Source organism: Pseudomonas sp. FP2300, assembly GCF_030687595.1.
In the GTDB taxonomy this organism is placed as follows: domain Bacteria; phylum Pseudomonadota; class Gammaproteobacteria; order Pseudomonadales; family Pseudomonadaceae; genus Aquipseudomonas; species Aquipseudomonas bijieensis.
The window spans coordinates 1,196,477-1,215,389 of record NZ_CP117440.1; the positions used below are offsets into that span (position 1 = coordinate 1,196,477).

Below are 18,913 nucleotides of genomic sequence, written 5' to 3' on the forward strand. Positions count from 1 at the left end.
GTCATGCACGGCGAATCTCCAATCAAGCGTCGCGAATCCCGAAAGATCTGGGTCGGTAACGTGCCCGTGGGCGGCGATGCGCCTATCGCTGTGCAGAGCATGACCAACAGCGACACCAATGACGTGGCCGCCACGGTCGCGCAGATCAACCGCCTGGAAGCCGCCGGTGTCGACATCGTGCGGGTATCGGTGCCGGACATGGACGCCGCCGAGGCGTTCGGCAAGATCAAGCAATTGGTCAAGGTCCCCCTGGTGGCCGACATCCACTTCGACTACCGCATCGCCCTGCGTGTGGCCGAGTTGGGTGTCGATTGCCTGCGTATCAACCCGGGTAACATCGGTCGCGAAGACCGTGTCCGTGCCGTGGTGGATGCTGCCCGCGACCGGGGCATTCCGATCCGCATCGGCGTGAACGCCGGTTCCCTGGAAAAAGACCTGCAAAAGAAATACGGCGAACCGACCCCGGCGGCGCTGGTGGAGTCTGCCCTGCGCCATGTCGAGCACCTGGAGCGCCTGAATTTCCAGGACTTCAAGGTCAGCGTGAAGGCGTCCGACGTGTTCATGGCCGTCGAAGCCTACCGCCTGCTGGCCAAGGAAATCGTCCAGCCGCTGCACCTGGGCATCACCGAAGCCGGTGGGTTGCGTTCGGGCACGGTGAAATCCGCCGTCGGCCTCGGTATGCTGCTCGCCGAAGGGATTGGCGATACCATCCGCATCTCGTTGGCGGCCGACCCGGTCGAGGAAGTGAAAGTCGGCTACGACATTCTCAAGTCCCTGCACCTGCGCTCCCGTGGGATCAACTTCATCGCCTGCCCGAGCTGCTCGCGACAGAACTTCGATGTGGTCAAGACCATGAACGAGCTGGAAGGGCGCCTCGAAGACCTGCTGGTGCCGCTGGATGTCGCGGTGATCGGTTGCGTGGTCAACGGGCCGGGCGAAGCCAAGGAGGCCCATATCGGCCTGACTGGCGGCACACCGAACCTGATTTACATCGACGGCAAGCCGTCGCAGAAACTGACGAATGACAATCTGGTGGATGAGCTGGAACGGCTGATTCGCCAGAAAGCGGCCGAAAAGGTCGAAGCCGACGCCGCAGTGATTGCGCGTGGTTGAGTCGAACGAATTTAAGGATTACCTGTGAGCAAGTCCCTGCAAGCCATTCGTGGCATGAACGACATCCTGCCCGAGCAGACGCCCCTGTGGCGCTATTTCGAGGGCACCGTGGCGCGTTTGCTGGATAACTACGGTTACCGGCAGATCCGCATGCCGATCGTCGAGTTCACCGAGCTGTTCAAGCGCTCCATCGGCGAAGTGACCGACATCGTCGAAAAAGAGATGTACACCTTCGACGACCGCAACGGCGATTCCCTGACCCTGCGCCCCGAAGGCACAGCGGCGTGCGTGCGTGCGGTGCTCGAACACGGTATCACCGGCGGCGGCCAGGTGCAGAAACTCTGGTACATCGGCCCGATGTTCCGTCACGAGCGCCCGCAGAAGGGCCGTTATCGCCAGTTCCACCAGATTGGTCTCGAGGTGTTCAACCTCGAGGGGCCGGACATCGACGCCGAGCTGATCGTCATGACCTGGCGTCTGTGGGGCGAGCTGGGGCTGCGCGACGCGGTCAAGCTCGAGCTCAACAGCCTGGGTACCAGCGAGTCCCGTGGCCGCTACCGCGAGGCATTGGTGGAGTTTCTTTCCGCCCACCTGGACAAACTCGACGAAGACAGCCAGCGCCGTCTGAAGACCAATCCGCTACGCGTGCTCGACACCAAGAATGCCGAGACCCAGGCGGTCCTGGTCGATGCGCCGAAAATGGCCGACTACCTCGACGACGAATCCCGTGCGCACTTCGAAGGGCTGAAGGCACGCCTGGACGCCGTTGGCATTCCTTACGTGATCAACCCCAAGTTGGTTCGCGGCCTGGATTACTACAGCAAGACCGTCTTCGAATGGGTCACCGACAAGCTCGGCGCCCAGGGCACCGTGTGTGCCGGTGGCCGTTACGACGGGCTGGTGGAGCAGATGGGCGGCAAGCCGACCCCGGGCGTGGGCTTTGCCATGGGTATCGAGCGGCTGGTGTTGATGCTCGAAGCCCTGGACAAGGTGCCTGAAGAGCTTTCCCGCCAGGTCGACGTCTACCTGTGTGCCTTCGGCGAGGCCGCCGAACTGGCAGCCCTGGCCTTGAGCGAGCGGATCCGCGACCAGTTGCCCAACCTGCGCCTGCAGATCAACGCCGGCGCCGGTAGCTTCAAGAGCCAATTCAAGAAGGCCGACAAGAGCGGTGCGCTGTACGCACTGATCCTCGGTGACGACGAACTGGCCCAACAAGTGGTAGGTTTCAAACCCCTGCGTGGCCAGGGCGAACAACAAAGCATTGCCTGGGATGCGCTTGCTGCACACCTGGCCACCTGCGTCGTGCAGGGTTGAAGCTGTCAAACAGCCGATTTAGCGATTAAGGAGTATTGGGGTGTCGAGTACCGAAGATGAACAGCTGGCGGATTTGAAGGACTGGTGGACGCGCAACGGCAAGCCGCTGGTCACTGGCGGCCTGTTGGCGCTGGTCATCGTGTTCGGCTGGCAGGCCTACCAGAAATACCAGAGCAACCAGTCGCAAGGCGCCTCGGTGCTCTACCAGCAATTGCTGGAAACCACCCTGACCCCGGACGGCAAGCCTGACGCGGCCCGCGTGGCGGACCTGGCCGGCAAGCTGGACAAGGAATTCGGCGGCACCGCCTACGCGCAGTACGGTCGCCTGTTCGTGGCCAAGGTGGCGGTGGACAGCGGCAAGCTGGACGACGCGGCCACCGAGCTCAAAGGTATCGTCGACAAACCGGCCAACCCGACCCTGGGCGAAGTGGCGCGTCAGCGCCTGGCGCAGGTGCTGGCGGCACAGAACAAGGCCGAAGACGCCCTGAAACTGCTCGCCGGCGATGCCGACAAGGCGTTCCTGGCGACTCGCGAAGAACTCAAGGGCGACCTGCTGGTACAGCTGGGTCGTGCCGATGAGGCCTATGCGGCCTACCAAAAAGCCAAGGCTGCGCTGTCGGATGAAGCCGCAGTCGGTGGCCTGCAAATCAAGCTGGACGACCTGGCCAAAGGGGATGCGTGACGTGATCCGTTGGAAACATGCAGCATTGCTGGCCCTGGCCATTCTGGCCGCGGGTTGCAGCAGCAACAGCAAGAAAGAACTGCCTCCGGCCGAGCTGACCGACTTCAAAGAAGAAGTCGTGCTGCAGAAGCAGTGGAGCCGTTCCATCGGCGATGGCCAGGGTGAAACCTACAACATGCTGGTGCCGGCTATCGATGGCGACACCATCTATGCAGGCGACGTCACCGGTGTGGTGATGGCGATGGATCGCAGCAACGGCGACGTCAAATGGAAGAAAGATCTTGAACTGCCTGTTTCCGGCGCCGTTGGCGTGGGTTATGGCCTGGTCATGATCGGCACGCTCAAGGGCGAGATCGTCGCCCTGGACGCGAGCAGCGGTGAAGAGAAATGGCGCGCCCGCGTGACCAGTGAAGTGCTCGCACCGCCGGCCACAAACGGTGACGTGGTCGTGGTCCAGACCCAGGACGACCGTCTGATCGGCCTGGATGCCGCTACCGGCAACCAGCGCTGGTTGTATGACAGCACCCCGGCGGTCCTGACCCTGCGTGGCACCAGTGCGCCAGTTGTCACCAACCGCCTGGCGGTGGCTGGCTTGTCGACCGGTAAAGTGGTTGCCCTGGATATTTCCAACGGCGTGCCGGTGTGGGAACAGCGCGTGGCGATCCCGCAAGGTCGTTCGGAGCTGGAGCGTGTGGTCGACATCGACGGCGGCTTGCTGCTGTCCGGCGGTACACTGTACGTCGCCAGCTACCAGGGCCGTGTTGCGGCACTGGACCTGGAAAGCGGTCGTCCGCTGTGGCAGCGCGATGCGTCCAGCTACGCCGGTGTCGCCCAAGGCTTTGGCAGCGTCTACGTGAGCCTGTCCTCGGGCACCGTCGAAGGCGTTGACGAGCGTTCCACCACCGCACTGTGGAGCAACGACTCCCTGGCCCGTCGTCAACTGTCGGCCCCGGAAGTGTTCTCCAGCTACGTTGCAGTGGGTGACCTGGAAGGTTACCTGCACCTGCTCAGCCAGGTGGACGGTCGTTTCGTCGGCCGTGAGCGCATCGACAGCGACGGCCTGCGTGCCCGTCCGCTGGTGGTGGGCAACATGATCTATGTGTATGGCAACAGCGGCAAACTGGAAGCCCTGACCATCAAGTAAGACTATGCTTGGGGCTAATCCCCCAAGCGGCCTTGTTCACAAGGTTTGCAGTGCTTGCCCAGACTGCCCCGAGCACCAGCCGCTGCCTCGCAGCGGCTTTTGTATTTTCTGAAATAACGAAGTGGAGAGCCGTATGGTTCCCGTAATCGCCCTGGTGGGCCGACCGAACGTCGGCAAGTCCACCTTGTTCAATCGCCTGACCAGGACTCGCGACGCCATCGTCGGCGACTTGTCCGGTCTGACCCGTGATCGCCAATACGGTGAGGCCAAGTGGCAAGGGCGTACCTATATTCTGGTCGACACCGGCGGCATCTCCGGTGATGAACACGGCATGGACGAAAAAATGGCCGAGCAGTCGCTGCTCGCCATCGAAGAAGCCGATGTGGTGCTGTTCCTGGTAGACGCCAAGGCCGGTTTTACCGCCGCCGACCAGATGATCGCCGAGCATTTGCGCAAACGTAACAAGCGTTCCTATGTGGTCGCCAACAAGGTCGATAACATCGACCCGGACATGGCCCGCGCCGAGTTCGCCCCGTTGGGCATGGGTCAGGCGATCCCGATCGCCGGTGCCCACGGCCGTGGCATCACCCAGATGCTGGAAATCGCTCTGGAGAGCTTCCCGAAGGACGACGTGGAAGAACCGGAAGAGGGCGAGGAAGAGATCGTTGCCGAAGGCGAGGAAGCCAAGCGCATTCCGGGCCCGAGCGAAAAAGACGGGATCAAGATCGCCATCATCGGCCGCCCGAACGTGGGCAAGTCGACGCTGGTCAACCGCATGCTCGGTGAAGACCGGGTCATCGTCTACGACCAACCTGGCACCACCCGTGACAGCATCTACATTCCCTTCGAGCGTAACGAAGAGAAGTACACGCTGATCGACACGGCCGGTGTGCGCAAGCGCGGCAAGATCCACGAAGAAGTCGAAAAGTTCTCCGTGGTCAAGACCCTGCAGGCGATCAAAGACGCCAACGTGGTGATCTTCGTGATGGACGCCCGCGAGGGCGTGGTCGATCACGACCTCAACCTGCTGGGCTTCGCCCTGGAAGCCGGTCGTGCGCTGGTCATCGCGATCAACAAGTGGGACGGCATGACGCCGAGCGAGCGGGATTTCGTCAAGGTCGAATTGCAGCGTCGGCTGTTCTTCGTCGACTTCGCCGACATCCACTTCATCTCGGCCCTGCACGGTACCGGCGTGGGCAACCTCTATGCGTCGGTGCAGAACTCGTTCAAGTCGGCGGTCACCCGTTGGCCGACCAACCGCCTGACCCAGATCCTCGAAGACGCGGTAGGCGAGCACGCGCCACCGATGGTCAACAACCGCCGGATCAAGCTGCGCTACGCCCACTTGGGTGGTGCCAACCCGCCGATTATCGTGATTCACGGTAACCAGATCGAGAAGGTGCCCAAGTCGTACGTCCGCTACCTGGAAAACACCTATCGCCGCGTCCTGAAGCTGGTCGGCACGCCGATCCGCATCGAGTTCAAGGGCGGTGAGAACCCGTATGAAGGCAACAAGAACACGCTCACCGACCGCCAGGTCAACAAGAAGCGCCGCTTGATGTCGCACCACAAGAAGGCTGACAAGAAGCGTCGTGACAAGCGCTGATCCAGTCTGGATCTGAAAGTTGGGATGTTGATCTGTGGGAGCAAGGCTTGCCCGCGATGACCGCGCCGCGGTGTAACAGCTGAACCGCGTTATCGTTCATCGCGGGCAAGCCTTGCTCCCACAGGCATGAGTATTCAGCATGAAAAGGGTGCCCTGTGTGGCACCCTTTTTCATGCCCGGCGATTGGGCTATCCTCGAGCTCTCCCGCGCCGCACCTGAGCCGGGTGCAGACCAGGGAACCCTCGATGATCACCAGCAAGTTGCCGAATGTCGGCATCACTATTTTCACCCAGATGTCCCAGCTCGCCGCGCAGACCGGCGCGCTCAATCTGTCCCAGGGGTTTCCCGATTTCGATGGTCCGCAGGCCCTGCGCGATGCAGTTGGCCGGCACATTGCTCAAGGTCATAACCAATACTCGCCCATGACCGGCTTGCCGGCGCTGCGCGAGCAGATCGCGGCGAAGATTGCCCGCAGTTATGGCGTCAGCGTCGATGCCGATCAGGAAGTGACCGTGACCCCCGGCGCGACCCAGGCGATTTTCTGTGCCATTGCGGCCGTTGTGCACAGCGGCGACGAAGTGATCGTCTTCGACCCCAGCTACGACAGCTACGAACCTGCCGTGCAATTGGCTGGTGGGCGTTGCGTGCACGTGCCATTGGGCCTGGATGACTTCGCCATCGATTTTGAAAAGCTCGGCCAAGCCCTGAGCCCGCGCACGCGGATGATCATTCTCAACAGCCCCCACAACCCCAGCGGCGCCCTGATCAGCCACACTGAACTGGACCAGTTGGCGGCGCTGATTCGAGACCGCGACATTTACCTGGTCAGCGACGAGGTCTACGAACACCTGGTGTTCGACGGCGTCGCCCACGCCAGCGTCCTGGCCCATGAGGAGCTGTACCGGCGCGCCTTCGTGGTCAGTTCGTTCGGCAAGACCTACCACGTCACCGGTTGGAAAACCGGCTACGTGGTGGCGCCAGCGGCCCTGACGGCGGAACTGCGCAAGGTGCACCAGTACGTCAGCTTCTGCGGCGTGACGCCGTTGCAATACGCCCTGGCCGACTACATGGCCGAACATCCGGAACACGTCGATGAACTGCCGGACTTCTACCAGGCCAAGCGCGACTTGTTCTGCGATCTGCTGGCGCCGTCGCGGTTCAGCTTCAAGCGGGTGGCCGGCACTTATTTCCAGTTGGTGGATTATTCGCAAATCCGTCCGGACCTGAACGACGTCGACATGGCGGTGTGGATGACCCGCGAGCACGGCGTGGCAACGATTCCAATCTCGGTGTTCTACCAGAACCCACCACAAGGCCAGCGCCTGGTGCGCCTGTGCTTTGCCAAGCGCGAGGAGACGCTGCGCGAAGCGGCGGAAAAACTATGCGTGATCTGAGCACATTGCCCGACCTCAATATCGCCTTGGTCCAGACCACCTTGGCCTGGCACGACCGCCGGGCCAACCTGGAGCATTTCGAAGGTTTGCTGGAGCAGGCGCGTGGCGCGGACCTGATTATCCTGCCGGAGATGTTCACCACGGGCTTTTCCATGGAGTCCGAGACCTTGGCGGAAGCGGAGAACGGCCCGACACGCCAATGGCTCAAGGCCCAAGCCGCGAAGCTGGATGCGGTGATCACCGGCAGTGTGATCATCCAGGCCGCTGACGGCAGCCATCGCAATCGCCTGCTCTGGGCGCGGTCGGACGGTGAGGTGCTGCATTACGACAAGCGTCATCTGTTTCGCATGGCGGGGGAACACAATCACTACACGCCGGGTGACCGCCAGGTGCTGTTCGAACTCAAGGGCTGGCGCATTCGTCCGCTGATCTGCTACGACCTGCGCTTTCCGGTGTGGAGCCGCGATGCCGAGGACACCGACCTGCTGCTGTACACCGCCAACTGGCCCGGCGCGCGGCGTATGCACTGGAACCGGCTGCTGCCGGCCCGGGCGATCGAGAACCTGTGCTACGTGGCGGCGGTCAACCGCATCGGCACCGACGGCAAGGGTTTTGCCTACACCGGTGACAGTCAGGTGCTGGATTTCCAGGGCGAGACCCTGCTCAGCGCCGGCGAGGCCGATGGGGTGTTCACGGTGTGTTTGAAGGCGGCGGACCTGGCGGCCTATCGCACGCGGTTTCCGGCGAACCTGGATGCCGATCGCTTCGAATTCACGAATTGAAACGATTCAGCCTCAAGGAGCAGTGTTGCGTGCCGATAACCGGTCAGCCAAGGAGAGAAGTCCCTATGACCAGTATCAGCGCAACCACCGTAAACCCTTACCCATTGTCAGCCCCTAAAGTCTCCATTCGCGGGGCTGAAGAGGAGAAAGCGGCCAGTCCAGTGGCATCGGCTGACAGCAGCGAAGACAAGGACAAGAAGCTGGAAGTCGACACCAGCGGCGCGAATATCGCAGGTGCGGGCGGCAGCAGTGGCAGCGGCGATGTTATCGAACAACTGAAGAAGCAGATCGAGCAGACCGAGAAGTTGCTGGCCGAACAGCAAGCTCAGCTGGCTCGGGTACAAAAAAGCCGGGCTGATGAGGAGCAGAAAGCCCAGGAAACCATGGCGATTCAGACCCAGATCATGGCGACCCAAGCGACTTTGCAGACCTTGCAGGCCGCGCTCTTGCAGGCGATGACCGTTTCGATCGATACCCATGCCTGACATCTTGGTTGCCTGAGAGGCCGCCATCGCGAGCAGGCTCGCTCCCACAGGGAGTCTGAGGTGGGCACAGGATTTCGGCCCCACTGAAGATCCAGTGTGGGAGCGAGCCTGCTCGCGATGAGGTCGGAACAGCCAGCGCCATAACATCAGCCAAACAAAAGGCCCCAGGGTTCACACCCCAGGGCCTTTTGTATTTCATCGGTGGATCAGGCCGCCTTGGCCTCTGGCTGGCTCAGCGAGCGGTTCAGCGCGCTGAACAGCGCCTTGAAGCTCGCCGTGGTGATGTTTTCATCGATCCCCACGCCGTGCACCGCACGCTCGCCGTTGACCCGCAGTTCGATGTACGCCGCCGCCTTGGCATTGGTGCCGGCGCCGATGGCGTGTTCGTTGTAGTCCATGATCTCCACCGGAATTGGCAGCCCGGCCACCAGCGCTTCCAGCGCGCCGTTGCCCTTGCCGCGCCAGTGCAGGTTGGTCTCGCCCTGGCCTTTGCTCGCCACTTCCACTTCCACGGCGCTGTGGCCGTTTTCTTCCTGCAGGCGATGGCTGACCAGCGCGTACGGGGTGTTGGCTTGCAGGTACTCGCTGTGGAGCAGGGCGTGGATCTGCTGGGCAGTCATTTCCAGGCCCAGGCGATCGGTTTCGCGCTGCACCACCTGGCTGAACTCGATCTGCATGCGACGCGGCAGGCTGATGCCGTATTCCTGTTCCAGCAGGTAGGCGATACCGCCCTTGCCGGACTGGCTGTTGACGCGAATCACCGCCTCGTAGCTGCGGCCGATGTCGGCCGGGTCGATCGGCAGGTACGGGACTTCCCACAGGGTGTCCGGTTTCTGCTGGGCAAAACCTTTGCGAATGGCGTCCTGGTGCGAGCCGGAGAACGCGGTGTGAACCAGGTCGCCAACGTACGGATGACGCGGGTGCACCGGGATCTGGTTGCATTCCTCGACCACTTTGCGCACGCCGTCGATGTCGGAGAAGTCCAGCTCAGGGTCGATGCCCTGGGTGTAAAGGTTCAGTGCCACGGTCACCAGGTCGACGTTACCGGTGCGCTCGCCGTTGCCGAACAGGCAGCCTTCGACACGGTCGGCGCCGGCCATCAGGCCCAGCTCGGTGGCGGCCACGCCGGTGCCACGGTCGTTGTGGGTGTGCAGGCTGATGAGCACGCTGTCACGACGAGTGATGTTGCGGTGGAACCACTCGATCTGGTCGGCGTAGATGTTCGGGGTGGCGACTTCCACGGTGGCGGGCAGGTTGAGGATCACCTTGCGCTCGGGCGTCGGGTTCCACACTTCGATCACCGCGTCGCAGACTTCCTTGGCGAACTCCAGCTCGGTGGCGCTGAAGGTTTCTGGCGAATACTCGAACTGCCACTGGGTTTCCGGCTGCTGCGCGGCGTATTTGACGAACAGCTTGGCCGCGTTCACCGCGATTTCCTTCACGCCTTCCTTGTCCTGGTTGAACACAATGCGGCGGAACGACGGGCAGGTGGCGTTATACAGGTGGACGATGGCTTTTTTCGCGCCGCGCAGGGACTCGAAGGTACGGGCGATCAGGTCTTCACGGGCCTGGGTCAGCACCTGGATGGTGGTGTCGTCCGGGATGTGGCCTTCTTCGATGAGGGTGCGCACGAAGTCGAAGTCGGTTTGCGAAGCGGCTGGGAACGAAGCTTCGATTTCCTTCACGCCCACCGCGACGAGGGTTTTCCAGAAGCGCAGCTTCTTGACCGCGTCCATCGGCTCGATCAGCGACTGGTTGCCGTCGCGCAGGTCGGAGCTGCACCAGATCGGCGCGGCGGTGATGGTCTTCGACGGCCAGGTGCGATCCGGCAGGTTGATGGTCGGGAAGGCGCGGTATTTGGAAGACGGGTCTTTGAGCATGCTCATGGGGAAATCCTTATTGTCGTGGCCGGAAAAAGGCGGCCTGCCGGTGGTTCGAATGGGGTGGCTTCGCAGCCGGGACGAGGTGCCGCGATTCAGCCCGGCAGTCGTGCGCTGACGAGGCACAGGCTGCGGTGCTGGCGAAGCTGGATGAGGGTGTGAGAGGTTTTCATGCCCTCAACCCTAACCGCGTGAGGGGCGGATCGCAAGCAGTCGGAAAAAATTGAGAGAAGTTCTGTTTTTGCGGAGGTTTGCGAGATTTAATCGCTCATATCTCGAATATTTGTCTTGGGAATTGCGTTGATGTTTAGAGCTTGGCAATTCCTGGAGTCGCGGTGATATGGCTGCCGTCATCGCGAGCAGGCTCGCTCCCACAGGGATTTCTGTTGGGCACAATGTTGTATTTACAAGAGATCCAAATGTGGGAGCGAGCCCGCTCGCGATGAGGCCAGTAGCCTCACCGCAAAAACTCAGGGTTGAAACGCGCCAATGAAAATCGCCGGATCCACCCGCGCATCGTTCAGGCTGATGTTCCAGTGCATGTGCGGCCCGGTCGCCCGACCGGTGGCGCCAACCTTGCCCACCACCGTGCCGCGGGCCAGTTGCTGGCCGACTTTCACGTCGATCTTCGACATGTGGCAGAACATGCTGATGAAGCCTTGGCCGTGATCGACGAATACCGTGTTTCCATTGAAGAAGTAATTGCCAGTGAGGATCACCTTGCCGGCGGCCGGGGTCTTGATCGGCGTGCCGGCGGGCACGGCGAAGTCCAGGCCGGCGTGGGGGTTGCGTTCTTCGCCGTTGAAGAACCGGCGCACGCCGAACTTGCTCGACAGCGGGCCGTTGACCGGTTTGTCCAGCAGCAGGTTACTGGGGATGTTCGGGCTGAAGCTGCGGTAGGCTTTCAGTTGCACGGCCAGTTCGGCGTCGATGCGCTTGAGATCCGCCGGGTTCGGGTTGACCTGGCGTTTGTTCTTCAGGGTGATGTGTTGCTCAGGGTACTTTTTATAGCCGACCACGAACGGTTGGGTGCTGCCGCCACTGCTGATCTGCTGAGTGCCGGGCTGGACCGTCAGCGGGATGCCGACAATCGCCAGCCAGTTGTCCTGTTCCTTGACCACCAACACCGGTTTGCCCTGGTAACTGGCCTTCGGCGCCTTGGCTGCGCTGCCCAGGTCCACCACAGCGACGCCGCCGGGCACCGGTTTGTTCAACAGGCGGGAGATGTAACTGTCGGCGTGGGCGTTGAAGGTCAGGCACAGCAAGAGCAATGGGGCGAGATATCGCGGCATGAATCAATCCAGTAAAGAAAGGGTGACCGGCGTCAGGTGATTGTCTTCGACCCGCACCAGCAGTTCGCCTTCGCCCAGCTTGGCAGTCAGGCGTTGGCCGGTCTGGGTTTGCCCGGCGCTACGGATGGCATGGCCGCGCTCGTCGAGCAAAATGCTGTAGCCCCGACCGAGGGTCGCCAGGGGGCTGACGATGTGCAACGTCTGCATCTGGTTGTGCAATTGCACGCGGCGTGTTTTCAGGCCTTCGCGCATGGCCCGGGGCAGGCGTTCGGCCAGGCTGTCCAGGCGCTGGCGCAGCAATGCCAGTTGCCGGCCCGGGTGTTGCCCGGCCAGGCGGGTTTCCAGGCGGATCAGGCGTTCGCGGCGGGTATTGAGGCTGCGTTCGAAGGCCCGGCGCAGGCGCATGTCCAGGTCGTCGAGGCGCTGGGCTTGCTGGCGCAGGCGTTCACCGGGATGACGCAGGCGCCGGGTGAGGCCTTCGAGGCGCAGTTGATCGCGCATCAACCGGTCGCGCATGCGCATCACCAGCCGGCGATGCAGGCTTTCGACCCGGCGCACCAGGTCGCCGGCATCCGGTGCCAGCAATTCGGCGGCGGCGGACGGGGTCGGGGCACGCACGTCGGCGACGAAATCGCTGATGGATACGTCGGTTTCATGGCCCACGGCGCTGACGATCGGCGTGACGCAGGCATCCACCGCCCGGGCCACGGCCTCTTCGTTGAAGCACCACAAGTCTTCCAGCGAACCGCCGCCCCGGGCCAGGATCAGCGCATCGAAGCCACGGGCATCGGCCAGTTTCAGGGCGCGGACGATTTGCGCGGTGGCTTCGCGGCCCTGCACTGCGGTGGGAATCAAGGTCAGGGATATCTGCGGCGCACGGCGGCGAAAGACGCTGATGATGTCGCGGATCACCGCGCCGGTGGGCGAACTGATGATGCCAATGCGTTGCGGGTGGGCCGGCAGCGGCACCTTGCGCTCGGCACTGAACAGGCCTTCGGCGCTGAGCTTTTCCTTCAGCGCCTCAAAGGCCAGGCGCAGGGCGCCATCGCCGGCCGGCTCCACGGTGTCGAGGATCAGTTGGTAGTCGCCACGGCCCTCGAACAGCGAGACCTTGCCGCGCACCTTCACCGCCAGCCCGTCCTTCAAGGCCTGGCGCACCCGCGCGGCGTTCTGCCGGAACAGCGCGCAGCGCACCTGGGCGCCGCTGTCCTTGAGGGTGAAATACACATGGCCGGACGCCGGGCGGGCAAGGTTGGAGATCTCGCCCTCGACCCAGATGTTGCTGAACACGTCTTCGAGCAACACCCGCGCGCGGCCGTTGAGCTGGCTGACAGTCAGGACCTCGCGGTCCAGGCCCAGTCGGGCAAAGGGATCTTTAATCATGGGCGGCATGATAAGGGCATTCGCCGATGAATCTCCATGCGTGCAGACAATTAGACCGAGTCGTCTGCATCGCGAGCAGGCTCGCTCCCACACTGGATCTTCGCTGCGACACAGATCCCCTGTGGGAGCGAGCCTGCTCGCGATTGCAATGGGTCAGTCACCACAAACGCTGGATGTGTCGCCCTGGATCTGGCTAAAGTCGCCCCCTTCGTCACCAAGGAAGTCGACAATGGATCTTCTGTCATGGTTAGGCCAATGGGCATTCGCGCCAACGCAATGGCTGGTGATCGGCCTGGCCATCACCCTGGCCTACATCGTGTTCGGCATCGCCGGGTTCGGCACGGCGTTGGTGGCCGCCCCCGTCCTGCTGCTGTTCATGCCACTGTCGAAAATCATCCCGTTGCTGGTCTTGCTCGATTTTGTCGCGGCCTTCGGCAACCTGTTGCCATCGCGCCGGGACGTGTCTCGGCCTGAACTGTTGCGGTTGCTGCCGTGCATGGCGGTGGGCTGCACCCTGGGGGTGATTTTCCTGCTCAACCTCAAGTCCGACCTGTTGTTGCTGTTGATGGGGCTGTTCATCAGCAGTTATGCGATCTATAGCCTGTCGATAAAAACCCGGCCGAAGCAGCTGTCATCGCTGTGGGCGTTCCCGATGGGCACGGTGGGCGGGATGTTCGGGGCGTTGTTTGGCAGCGGCGGCTTTTTATATGCGATCTACCTGAACAGCCGTCTGCCGAAGGACGCGGCCCGCGCCACGCAAAGTGCCTTGATCAGTTGCAGCACGGTGGTGCGCTTGAGCCTGTTTATCGTGGCCGGGGTGTATGCCGAGCTACCCTTGTTGGTACTGGCGCTGTGTTTGTTGCCGGCCATGGCGCTGGGGTTGTGGGTAGGGCGGCGCTTGACCATGAAGATGTCGCGAGAGGCGTTCGTGCAGTTGGTCACCTGGTTGGTGCTTGCCAGCGGCCTTGCGTTGATCGTGCGCTACCTGAGTGCTTGACCTGGCCCCGCCAGGGATTAAGCTGCCGGCCTTCGATCAGACCCTGCCAGGGAAACAGCCAGGCCTCGCCATGAACTCGCAAAGCATCATCGTTCCGAAAATTTCCACCCTGCCGGTCCACGAGCCACGGGCCCGGGCGATCGTGCGCTGGCTGGTGCGCAAGAATATCGTCGAAGAACAGCTGACCACCTGCGGGCGCACCGGCAATCGCATGGCCCACGCCATCGCCCCTGGTGCCCGCGAAGTGGTCATGCACCCCGAAGCCTTGCCGTTCGGTGAGTCGATCAATGGCCTGGAGATCATCACCAAGCGTTGCATCTATACGCCGGCCAAGGGCTTTCTCAAAGAGGCCGGCTGCGCCGAGTGCCGCAAGGAAATCGGCGAAGCGCTGTTCGAGAGCCTGGAAGACTGGATGCCGGCGCGCACCGACAACTTCACTTGTCCCGAATGTGGCCATGAAGATGACATCAATGGATTTCTGTTTCTGCAGCCCTGTGGCTTTTCCAACCTGGGGTTCATCTTCAACAACTGGCTGGAGGCGGGGTTCAAGCAGGACTTTCTCGATGAATTCGCCGATTGGCTGGATCAGCCGGTGAGTTGGGTGAAGGTGGAGTTGTAGCGAGCAACACACACTGGGGCGATGAATACACAACCCCTGTGGCGAGGGAGCTTGCTCCCGCTGGGCTGCGAAGCGGCCCTGAGATGTTTGCGGTCGCTGCGCAACCGAGCGGGAGCAAGCTCCCTCGCCACGGGTTCGGCGTATGGTCGGAGTGCAGTGATTTAGCCCGTCAATCACCCCGCCAATAATAGACAGAGTTTTACATTGAGCCAGACGGGGTCCATGAGTATAATGGCGCGCTTCCATTTTCCCGCTCGGGAGCCCCCGCGATGCTGCGTATCAGCCAAGAAGCTCTGACCTTCGACGACATTCTCCTAGTGCCCGGTTATTCCGAGGTACTGCCTAACGAAGTCAGTCTCAAAACCCGTCTCACCCGTGGCATCGAACTGAATATCCCCCTGGTTTCCGCCGCCATGGACACCGTGACCGAAGCCCGTCTGGCCATTGCCATGGCCCAGGAAGGCGGTATCGGTATCATCCACAAGAACATGACCATCGAACAGCAGGCCGCCGAAGTGCGCAAGGTCAAGCGGTTCGAGGCTGGCGTGGTCAAGGATCCGATCACCATCGAGGCTGATGCCACGGTCCGGGATCTGTTCGAACTGACTCGCATGCACAACATCTCCGGCGTGCCGGTGCTGCACGATGGCGACCTGGTCGGCATCGTCACCTCCCGCGACGTGCGTTTCGAGAACCGCCTGGATGCCACCGTCCGCCAAGTGATGACGCCTAAAGAGCGCCTGGTCACGGTCAAGGAAGGCACCAGCAAGGACGAAGTTCGTGAATTGCTGCACAAGCACCGCATCGAGCGCGTGCTGATCGTCGACGACAAATTCGTCCTCAAGGGCATGATGACCGTCAACGACATCGAAAAAGCCAAGGCCTACCCGCTGGCGAGCAAGGACGACCAGGGTCGTCTGCGCGTCGGCGCTGCGGTCGGCACCGGCAAGGACACCGGTGATCGTGTCGCCGCCCTGGTCAATGCCGGCGTCGACGTGGTGGTGGTCGACACCGCCCACGGTCACTCCAAAGGCGTGATCGACCGCGTTCGCTGGGTCAAGCAGAACTTCCCGGAAGTGCAGGTGATCGGCGGCAACATTGCCACCGGCGCTGCGGCCAAGGCCCTGGCCGAAGCCGGCGCCGACGCGGTCAAGGTCGGTATCGGCCCAGGCTCGATCTGCACCACCCGCATCGTCGCCGGTGTCGGCGTGCCACAGATCAGCGCCATCGCCAACGTCGCCGCTGCCCTTGAAGGCACTGGCGTACCGTTGATCGCCGACGGCGGCATCCGGTTCTCCGGTGACCTGTCCAAGGCCATCGTCGCCGGTGCCTCCTGTGTGATGATGGGGTCGATGTTCGCCGGTACCGAAGAAGCACCGGGCGAGATCGAACTGTTCCAGGGCCGTAGCTACAAGGCCTACCGCGGCATGGGTTCGCTGGGCGCCATGTCCCAGGCCCAGGGCTCTTCCGACCGTTACTTCCAGGACTCCTCCGCGGGTGCCGAGAAGCTGGTGCCGGAAGGCATCGAAGGTCGCGTGCCGTACAAAGGCACCCTGAGCGCCATCATCCATCAACTGATGGGCGGCCTGCGTTCTTCCATGGGCTACACCGGCAGCGCGGACATCGAAGAGATGCGCACCAAGCCGGAATTCGTGCGCATCACCGGTGCCGGTATGGCCGAGTCCCATGTCCACGACGTGCAGATCACCAAGGAAGCGCCGAACTACCGCGTAGGTTAAGGCTTCCAGCAAAACGTTAATCACCGGGGCTGTTCATTCAGCCCCGAGTTGTTTCTGATTCACTACATGAGAATGAGTCATGGCCCTCGACATTCACGCTCACCGCATCCTGATCCTCGACTTCGGTTCCCAGTACACCCAGCTGATCGCCCGCCGCGTGCGTGAAATCGGCGTGTACTGCGAATTGCATCCGTTCGACATGGATGACGAAGCGATTCGCGAATTCGCGCCTAAAGGCGTCATCCTCGCCGGCGGCCCCGAGTCCGTACACGAAGCCGACAGCCCGCGCTGCCCGCAAGCGGTGTTCGACCTAGGCGTGCCGGTCTTCGGTATCTGCTACGGCATGCAGACCATGGCTGAACAGCTGGGCGGCAAGGTCGAAGGTTCTGACCTGCGTGAGTTCGGTTACGCCCGCGTTGACGTGGTCGGCAAGAGCCGTCTGCTGGACGGCATCGAAGACCATATCGACGCCGACGGCCTGTTCGGCCTGGACGTGTGGATGAGCCACGGTGACAAGGTCACCAAGATGCCGGAAGACTTCCACATCCTGGCCAGCACCCCGAGCTGCCCGATTGCCGGCATGTTCAACGATGATCGCCGTTACTATGGTGTGCAGTTCCACCCTGAGGTGACCCACACCAAGCAGGGCGGCCGCATCCTGTCGCGCTTCATCCTCGACATCTGCGGGTGCGAAGCCCTGTGGACCCCGTCGAAAATCGCGGAAGACGCCATCGCTCAGGTCCGTGCTCAAGTCGGCACCGACAACGTGCTGCTGGGCCTGTCCGGCGGTGTGGACTCCTCTGTGGTCGCGGCGCTGTTGCACAAGGCCATTGGCGACCAACTGACCTGCGTCTTCGTCGACAACGGCCTGCTGCGCCTGCACGAAGGCGAGCAAGTGATGGCCATGTTCGCCGAGAACATGGGCGTCAAGGTGATCCGCGCCAACGCCGAAGAGCAGTTCCTGAACAACCTGGCCGGCGAGTCCGACCCGGAGAAGAAGCGCAAGATCATCGGCCGTACCTTCATCGACGTGTTCGATGCCGAATCCTGCAAGCTGGACAACATCAAGTACCTGGCCCAGGGCACCATCTACCCAGACGTGATCGAGTCGGCCGGCGCCAAGAGCGGCAAGGCCCACGTGATCAAGTCCCACCACAACGTCGGTGGCCTGCCGGAAGAGATGAACCTCAAGCTGGTCGAGCCGCTGCGCGAACTGTTCAAGGACGAAGTACGTCGCCTCGGCCTGGAACTGGGCCTGCCCTACGACATGGTCTACCGCCACCCATTCCCGGGCCCGGGCCTGGGCGTGCGGATCCTTGGTGAAGTGAAGAAGGAATACGCCGACCTGCTGCGTCGCGCCGACCACATCTTCATCGAAGAACTGCGCAAGGCCGACTGGTACCACAAGGTCAGCCAGGCCTTCGTGGTGTTCCAACCGGTGAAATCGGTGGGCGTGGTTGGCGATGGCCGTCGTTACGCCTGGGTCGTGGCCCTGCGTGCCGTGGAAACCATCGACTTCATGACCGCTCGCTGGGCACACCTGCCGTACGAGCTGCTGGAAACCGTTTCCGGACGCATCATCAACGAAATCGAAGGCATCTCCCGCGTCACGTATGACGTGTCGAGCAAGCCGCCGGCGACGATTGAGTGGGAATGATGGGGCGCCCGGCATTGTCCGGCACCCATTAGCAGAAAATGCCCTGAAGCCCGCGTAGTTGCGGGCTTTTGGCTTTTTTGGGCTGGCCAGTTCTGGCCGCTTTGTGCGTCGCCGAGACCGTGTTTTCCATAGCCCACTCCATGCTGTTTGCCGACGCTAGGGTGACCCTTCCTGGGGGCCTAGAGCTGATCGAACGGTTTTCGATCCAGGAGACAGTCGATGAACGCCCCTAGGAGGGCTGGTCGATGCTGGCGGCTCGGATAGTAGAGGAACAGCCCCGGGCGCGAAATCGACCAGTCCGGCAGGACCTGGACCAGCCGCCCCTGGGTCAAGAGCTCGCCCACGCCATCTCGCTCAAAGTGATAGGCAATGCCGAGCCCGTTCAGCGCAGCAGCAATGCCGATGTCAGCATGATTGGTGACGACGGGGCCGTCCACCGCCACTTCGAGTCGTTGCCCTCGTTTCTTGAACTCCCAGCGATATTGCCTGCCGTCCATCTGGAGCCGCCAGTTGATGCATGTATGGTTATGCAAATCAGCGGGCGACTTGGGGGTTCCTCTACGGGCGATATAGTCCGGGGAGGCCACGGCCACCATGTTCAGGTCCGGCGTGAGGCGGACGGCAACCATGTCTTTCTCGAGCTGCCCACCCACGCGGATGCCCGCATCAAAGCGGCCCGCGACGATATCGGCGAGCGCGTCGTCGACCACGATGTCGAGAACCACGTCAGGGTGTGCTTGATGGAAGCGTGAAAGCCGGGGCGCGATGATGGTCCGCGCTGCGATCCCCAGCGTGTTGATGCGAAGCGTGCCGCTCATCTGTCCTG

The 18,913-nt window shown here is 62.2% G+C and carries 16 protein-coding genes; 12 read left to right on the forward strand and 4 right to left on the reverse strand.

The window, feature by feature from the left end; genetic code table 11:
• Positions 1 to 3 precede the first annotated feature (3 nt).
• From ispG to PSH86_RS05180, 8 genes are all read left to right on the forward strand, one after another.
• Positions 4 to 1,113 carry a flavodoxin-dependent (E)-4-hydroxy-3-methylbut-2-enyl-diphosphate synthase gene (ispG, locus tag PSH86_RS05145; protein WP_003185136.1) on the forward strand — a complete coding sequence of 370 codons (1,110 nt, stop codon included), beginning with the start codon at positions 4 to 6 and terminating at the stop codon, positions 1,111 to 1,113.
• A gap of 24 nt (positions 1,114 to 1,137) precedes the next feature.
• Positions 1,138 to 2,427: a histidine--tRNA ligase gene (gene hisS / locus PSH86_RS05150; RefSeq protein ID WP_109753621.1), complete on the forward strand. Its 1,290-nt coding sequence runs from the start codon at positions 1,138 to 1,140 to the stop codon at positions 2,425 to 2,427.
• Positions 2,428 to 2,467: 40 nt separating this feature from the next.
• The gene (locus PSH86_RS05155) at positions 2,468 to 3,109 is read left to right on the forward strand and encodes a tetratricopeptide repeat protein (protein WP_116831519.1); all 642 of its coding nucleotides are present in this window, start codon (positions 2,468 to 2,470) and stop codon (positions 3,107 to 3,109) included.
• A complete protein-coding gene (bamB, locus tag PSH86_RS05160; RefSeq protein ID WP_109753623.1) occupies positions 3,102 to 4,253 on the forward strand; it encodes an outer membrane protein assembly factor BamB in 1,152 nt (383 codons plus the stop codon). Before PSH86_RS05155 ends, bamB begins: the two co-directional genes overlap by 8 nt.
• 133 nt (positions 4,254 to 4,386) lie before the next feature.
• The gene (gene der / locus PSH86_RS05165; RefSeq protein ID WP_063322847.1) at positions 4,387 to 5,859 is read left to right on the forward strand and encodes a ribosome biogenesis GTPase Der; all 1,473 of its coding nucleotides are present in this window, start codon (positions 4,387 to 4,389) and stop codon (positions 5,857 to 5,859) included.
• A gap of 245 nt (positions 5,860 to 6,104) precedes the next feature.
• Positions 6,105 to 7,253, forward strand: a complete 1,149-nt coding sequence (locus tag PSH86_RS05170) for a pyridoxal phosphate-dependent aminotransferase (protein ID WP_109753624.1) — start codon at positions 6,105 to 6,107, stop codon at positions 7,251 to 7,253.
• Positions 7,241 to 8,035 (forward strand): amidohydrolase, encoded by a 795-nt coding sequence (locus PSH86_RS05175; RefSeq protein ID WP_109753625.1) that lies wholly within the window; start codon positions 7,241 to 7,243, stop codon positions 8,033 to 8,035. The genes PSH86_RS05170 and PSH86_RS05175 overlap by 13 nt, the downstream gene beginning before the upstream one ends.
• A gap of 65 nt (positions 8,036 to 8,100) precedes the next feature.
• A complete protein-coding gene (locus tag PSH86_RS05180; RefSeq protein ID WP_116831521.1) occupies positions 8,101 to 8,520 on the forward strand; it encodes a hypothetical protein in 420 nt (139 codons plus the stop codon).
• A 206-nt stretch (positions 8,521 to 8,726) separates the two neighbouring features.
• Here the strand turns inward: PSH86_RS05180 and leuA are convergent, their stop codons facing one another.
• The 3 genes from leuA to xseA all read right to left on the reverse strand — a co-directional run bounded on the left by leuA (position 8,727) and on the right by xseA (position 13,075).
• Positions 8,727 to 10,406 (reverse strand): 2-isopropylmalate synthase, encoded by a 1,680-nt coding sequence (leuA, locus tag PSH86_RS05185; RefSeq protein WP_109753627.1) that lies wholly within the window; start codon positions 10,404 to 10,406, stop codon positions 8,727 to 8,729.
• A gap of 464 nt (positions 10,407 to 10,870) precedes the next feature.
• Complete coding sequence (locus tag PSH86_RS05190) at positions 10,871 to 11,692, reverse strand: peptidoglycan DD-metalloendopeptidase family protein (protein ID WP_109753628.1); 822 nt, start codon at positions 11,690 to 11,692, stop codon at positions 10,871 to 10,873.
• Between the two features lie 3 nt (positions 11,693 to 11,695).
• Positions 11,696 to 13,075 carry an exodeoxyribonuclease VII large subunit gene (gene xseA, locus PSH86_RS05195; protein WP_116834181.1) on the reverse strand — a complete coding sequence of 460 codons (1,380 nt, stop codon included), beginning with the start codon at positions 13,073 to 13,075 and terminating at the stop codon, positions 11,696 to 11,698.
• A 229-nt stretch (positions 13,076 to 13,304) separates the two neighbouring features.
• Here xseA and PSH86_RS05200 point away from each other — a divergent pair, with 229 nt between their 5' ends.
• The 4 genes from PSH86_RS05200 to guaA all read left to right on the forward strand — a co-directional run bounded on the left by PSH86_RS05200 (position 13,305) and on the right by guaA (position 18,087).
• Positions 13,305 to 14,072, forward strand: coding sequence for a sulfite exporter TauE/SafE family protein (locus tag PSH86_RS05200; protein ID WP_109753630.1), 768 nt, complete (start codon positions 13,305 to 13,307; stop codon positions 14,070 to 14,072).
• A 70-nt stretch (positions 14,073 to 14,142) separates the two neighbouring features.
• Complete coding sequence (locus PSH86_RS05205) at positions 14,143 to 14,691, forward strand: sugar ABC transporter ATPase (RefSeq protein ID WP_305488323.1); 549 nt, start codon at positions 14,143 to 14,145, stop codon at positions 14,689 to 14,691.
• Positions 14,692 to 14,960: 269 nt separating this feature from the next.
• Positions 14,961 to 16,430: an IMP dehydrogenase gene (gene guaB / locus PSH86_RS05210; RefSeq protein WP_305488326.1), complete on the forward strand. Its 1,470-nt coding sequence runs from the start codon at positions 14,961 to 14,963 to the stop codon at positions 16,428 to 16,430.
• 79 nt (positions 16,431 to 16,509) lie between these two features.
• A complete protein-coding gene (gene guaA, locus PSH86_RS05215; protein ID WP_072408106.1) occupies positions 16,510 to 18,087 on the forward strand; it encodes a glutamine-hydrolyzing GMP synthase in 1,578 nt (525 codons plus the stop codon).
• A 179-nt stretch (positions 18,088 to 18,266) separates the two neighbouring features.
• On the opposite strand, the gene PSH86_RS05220 is transcribed toward guaA, so the two are convergent.
• Positions 18,267 to 18,905: a LysR substrate-binding domain-containing protein gene (locus PSH86_RS05220; RefSeq protein WP_305488329.1), complete on the reverse strand. Its 639-nt coding sequence runs from the start codon at positions 18,903 to 18,905 to the stop codon at positions 18,267 to 18,269.
• Positions 18,906 to 18,913 lie beyond the last annotated feature (8 nt).

Excerpts from the sequence above, each read along its gene's own strand:
- PSH86_RS05205 (WP_305488323.1), top strand. The coding sequence starts at position 14,143 with ATGAACTCGCAAAGCATCATCGTTCCGAAAATTTCCACCCTGCCGGTC.
- PSH86_RS05175 (WP_109753625.1), top strand. The coding sequence starts at position 7,241 with ATGCGTGATCTGAGCACATTGCCCGACCTCAATATCGCCTTGGTCCAG.
- guaA (WP_072408106.1), top strand. The coding sequence starts at position 16,510 with ATGGCCCTCGACATTCACGCTCACCGCATCCTGATCCTCGACTTCGGT.
- PSH86_RS05220 (WP_305488329.1), bottom strand. The coding sequence starts at position 18,905 with ATGAGCGGCACGCTTCGCATCAACACGCTGGGGATCGCAGCGCGGACC.
- der (WP_063322847.1), top strand. The coding sequence starts at position 4,387 with ATGGTTCCCGTAATCGCCCTGGTGGGCCGACCGAACGTCGGCAAGTCC.
- bamB (WP_109753623.1), top strand. The coding sequence starts at position 3,102 with ATGCGTGACGTGATCCGTTGGAAACATGCAGCATTGCTGGCCCTGGCC.
- PSH86_RS05200 (WP_109753630.1), top strand. The coding sequence starts at position 13,305 with ATGGATCTTCTGTCATGGTTAGGCCAATGGGCATTCGCGCCAACGCAA.
- ispG (WP_003185136.1), top strand. The coding sequence starts at position 4 with ATGCACGGCGAATCTCCAATCAAGCGTCGCGAATCCCGAAAGATCTGG.
- xseA (WP_116834181.1), bottom strand. The coding sequence starts at position 13,075 with ATGATTAAAGATCCCTTTGCCCGACTGGGCCTGGACCGCGAGGTCCTG.
- guaB (WP_305488326.1), top strand. The coding sequence starts at position 14,961 with ATGCTGCGTATCAGCCAAGAAGCTCTGACCTTCGACGACATTCTCCTA.
- PSH86_RS05190 (WP_109753628.1), bottom strand. The coding sequence starts at position 11,692 with ATGCCGCGATATCTCGCCCCATTGCTCTTGCTGTGCCTGACCTTCAAC.
- PSH86_RS05170 (WP_109753624.1), top strand. The coding sequence starts at position 6,105 with ATGATCACCAGCAAGTTGCCGAATGTCGGCATCACTATTTTCACCCAG.
- PSH86_RS05180 (WP_116831521.1), top strand. The coding sequence starts at position 8,101 with ATGACCAGTATCAGCGCAACCACCGTAAACCCTTACCCATTGTCAGCC.
- leuA (WP_109753627.1), bottom strand. The coding sequence starts at position 10,406 with ATGAGCATGCTCAAAGACCCGTCTTCCAAATACCGCGCCTTCCCGACC.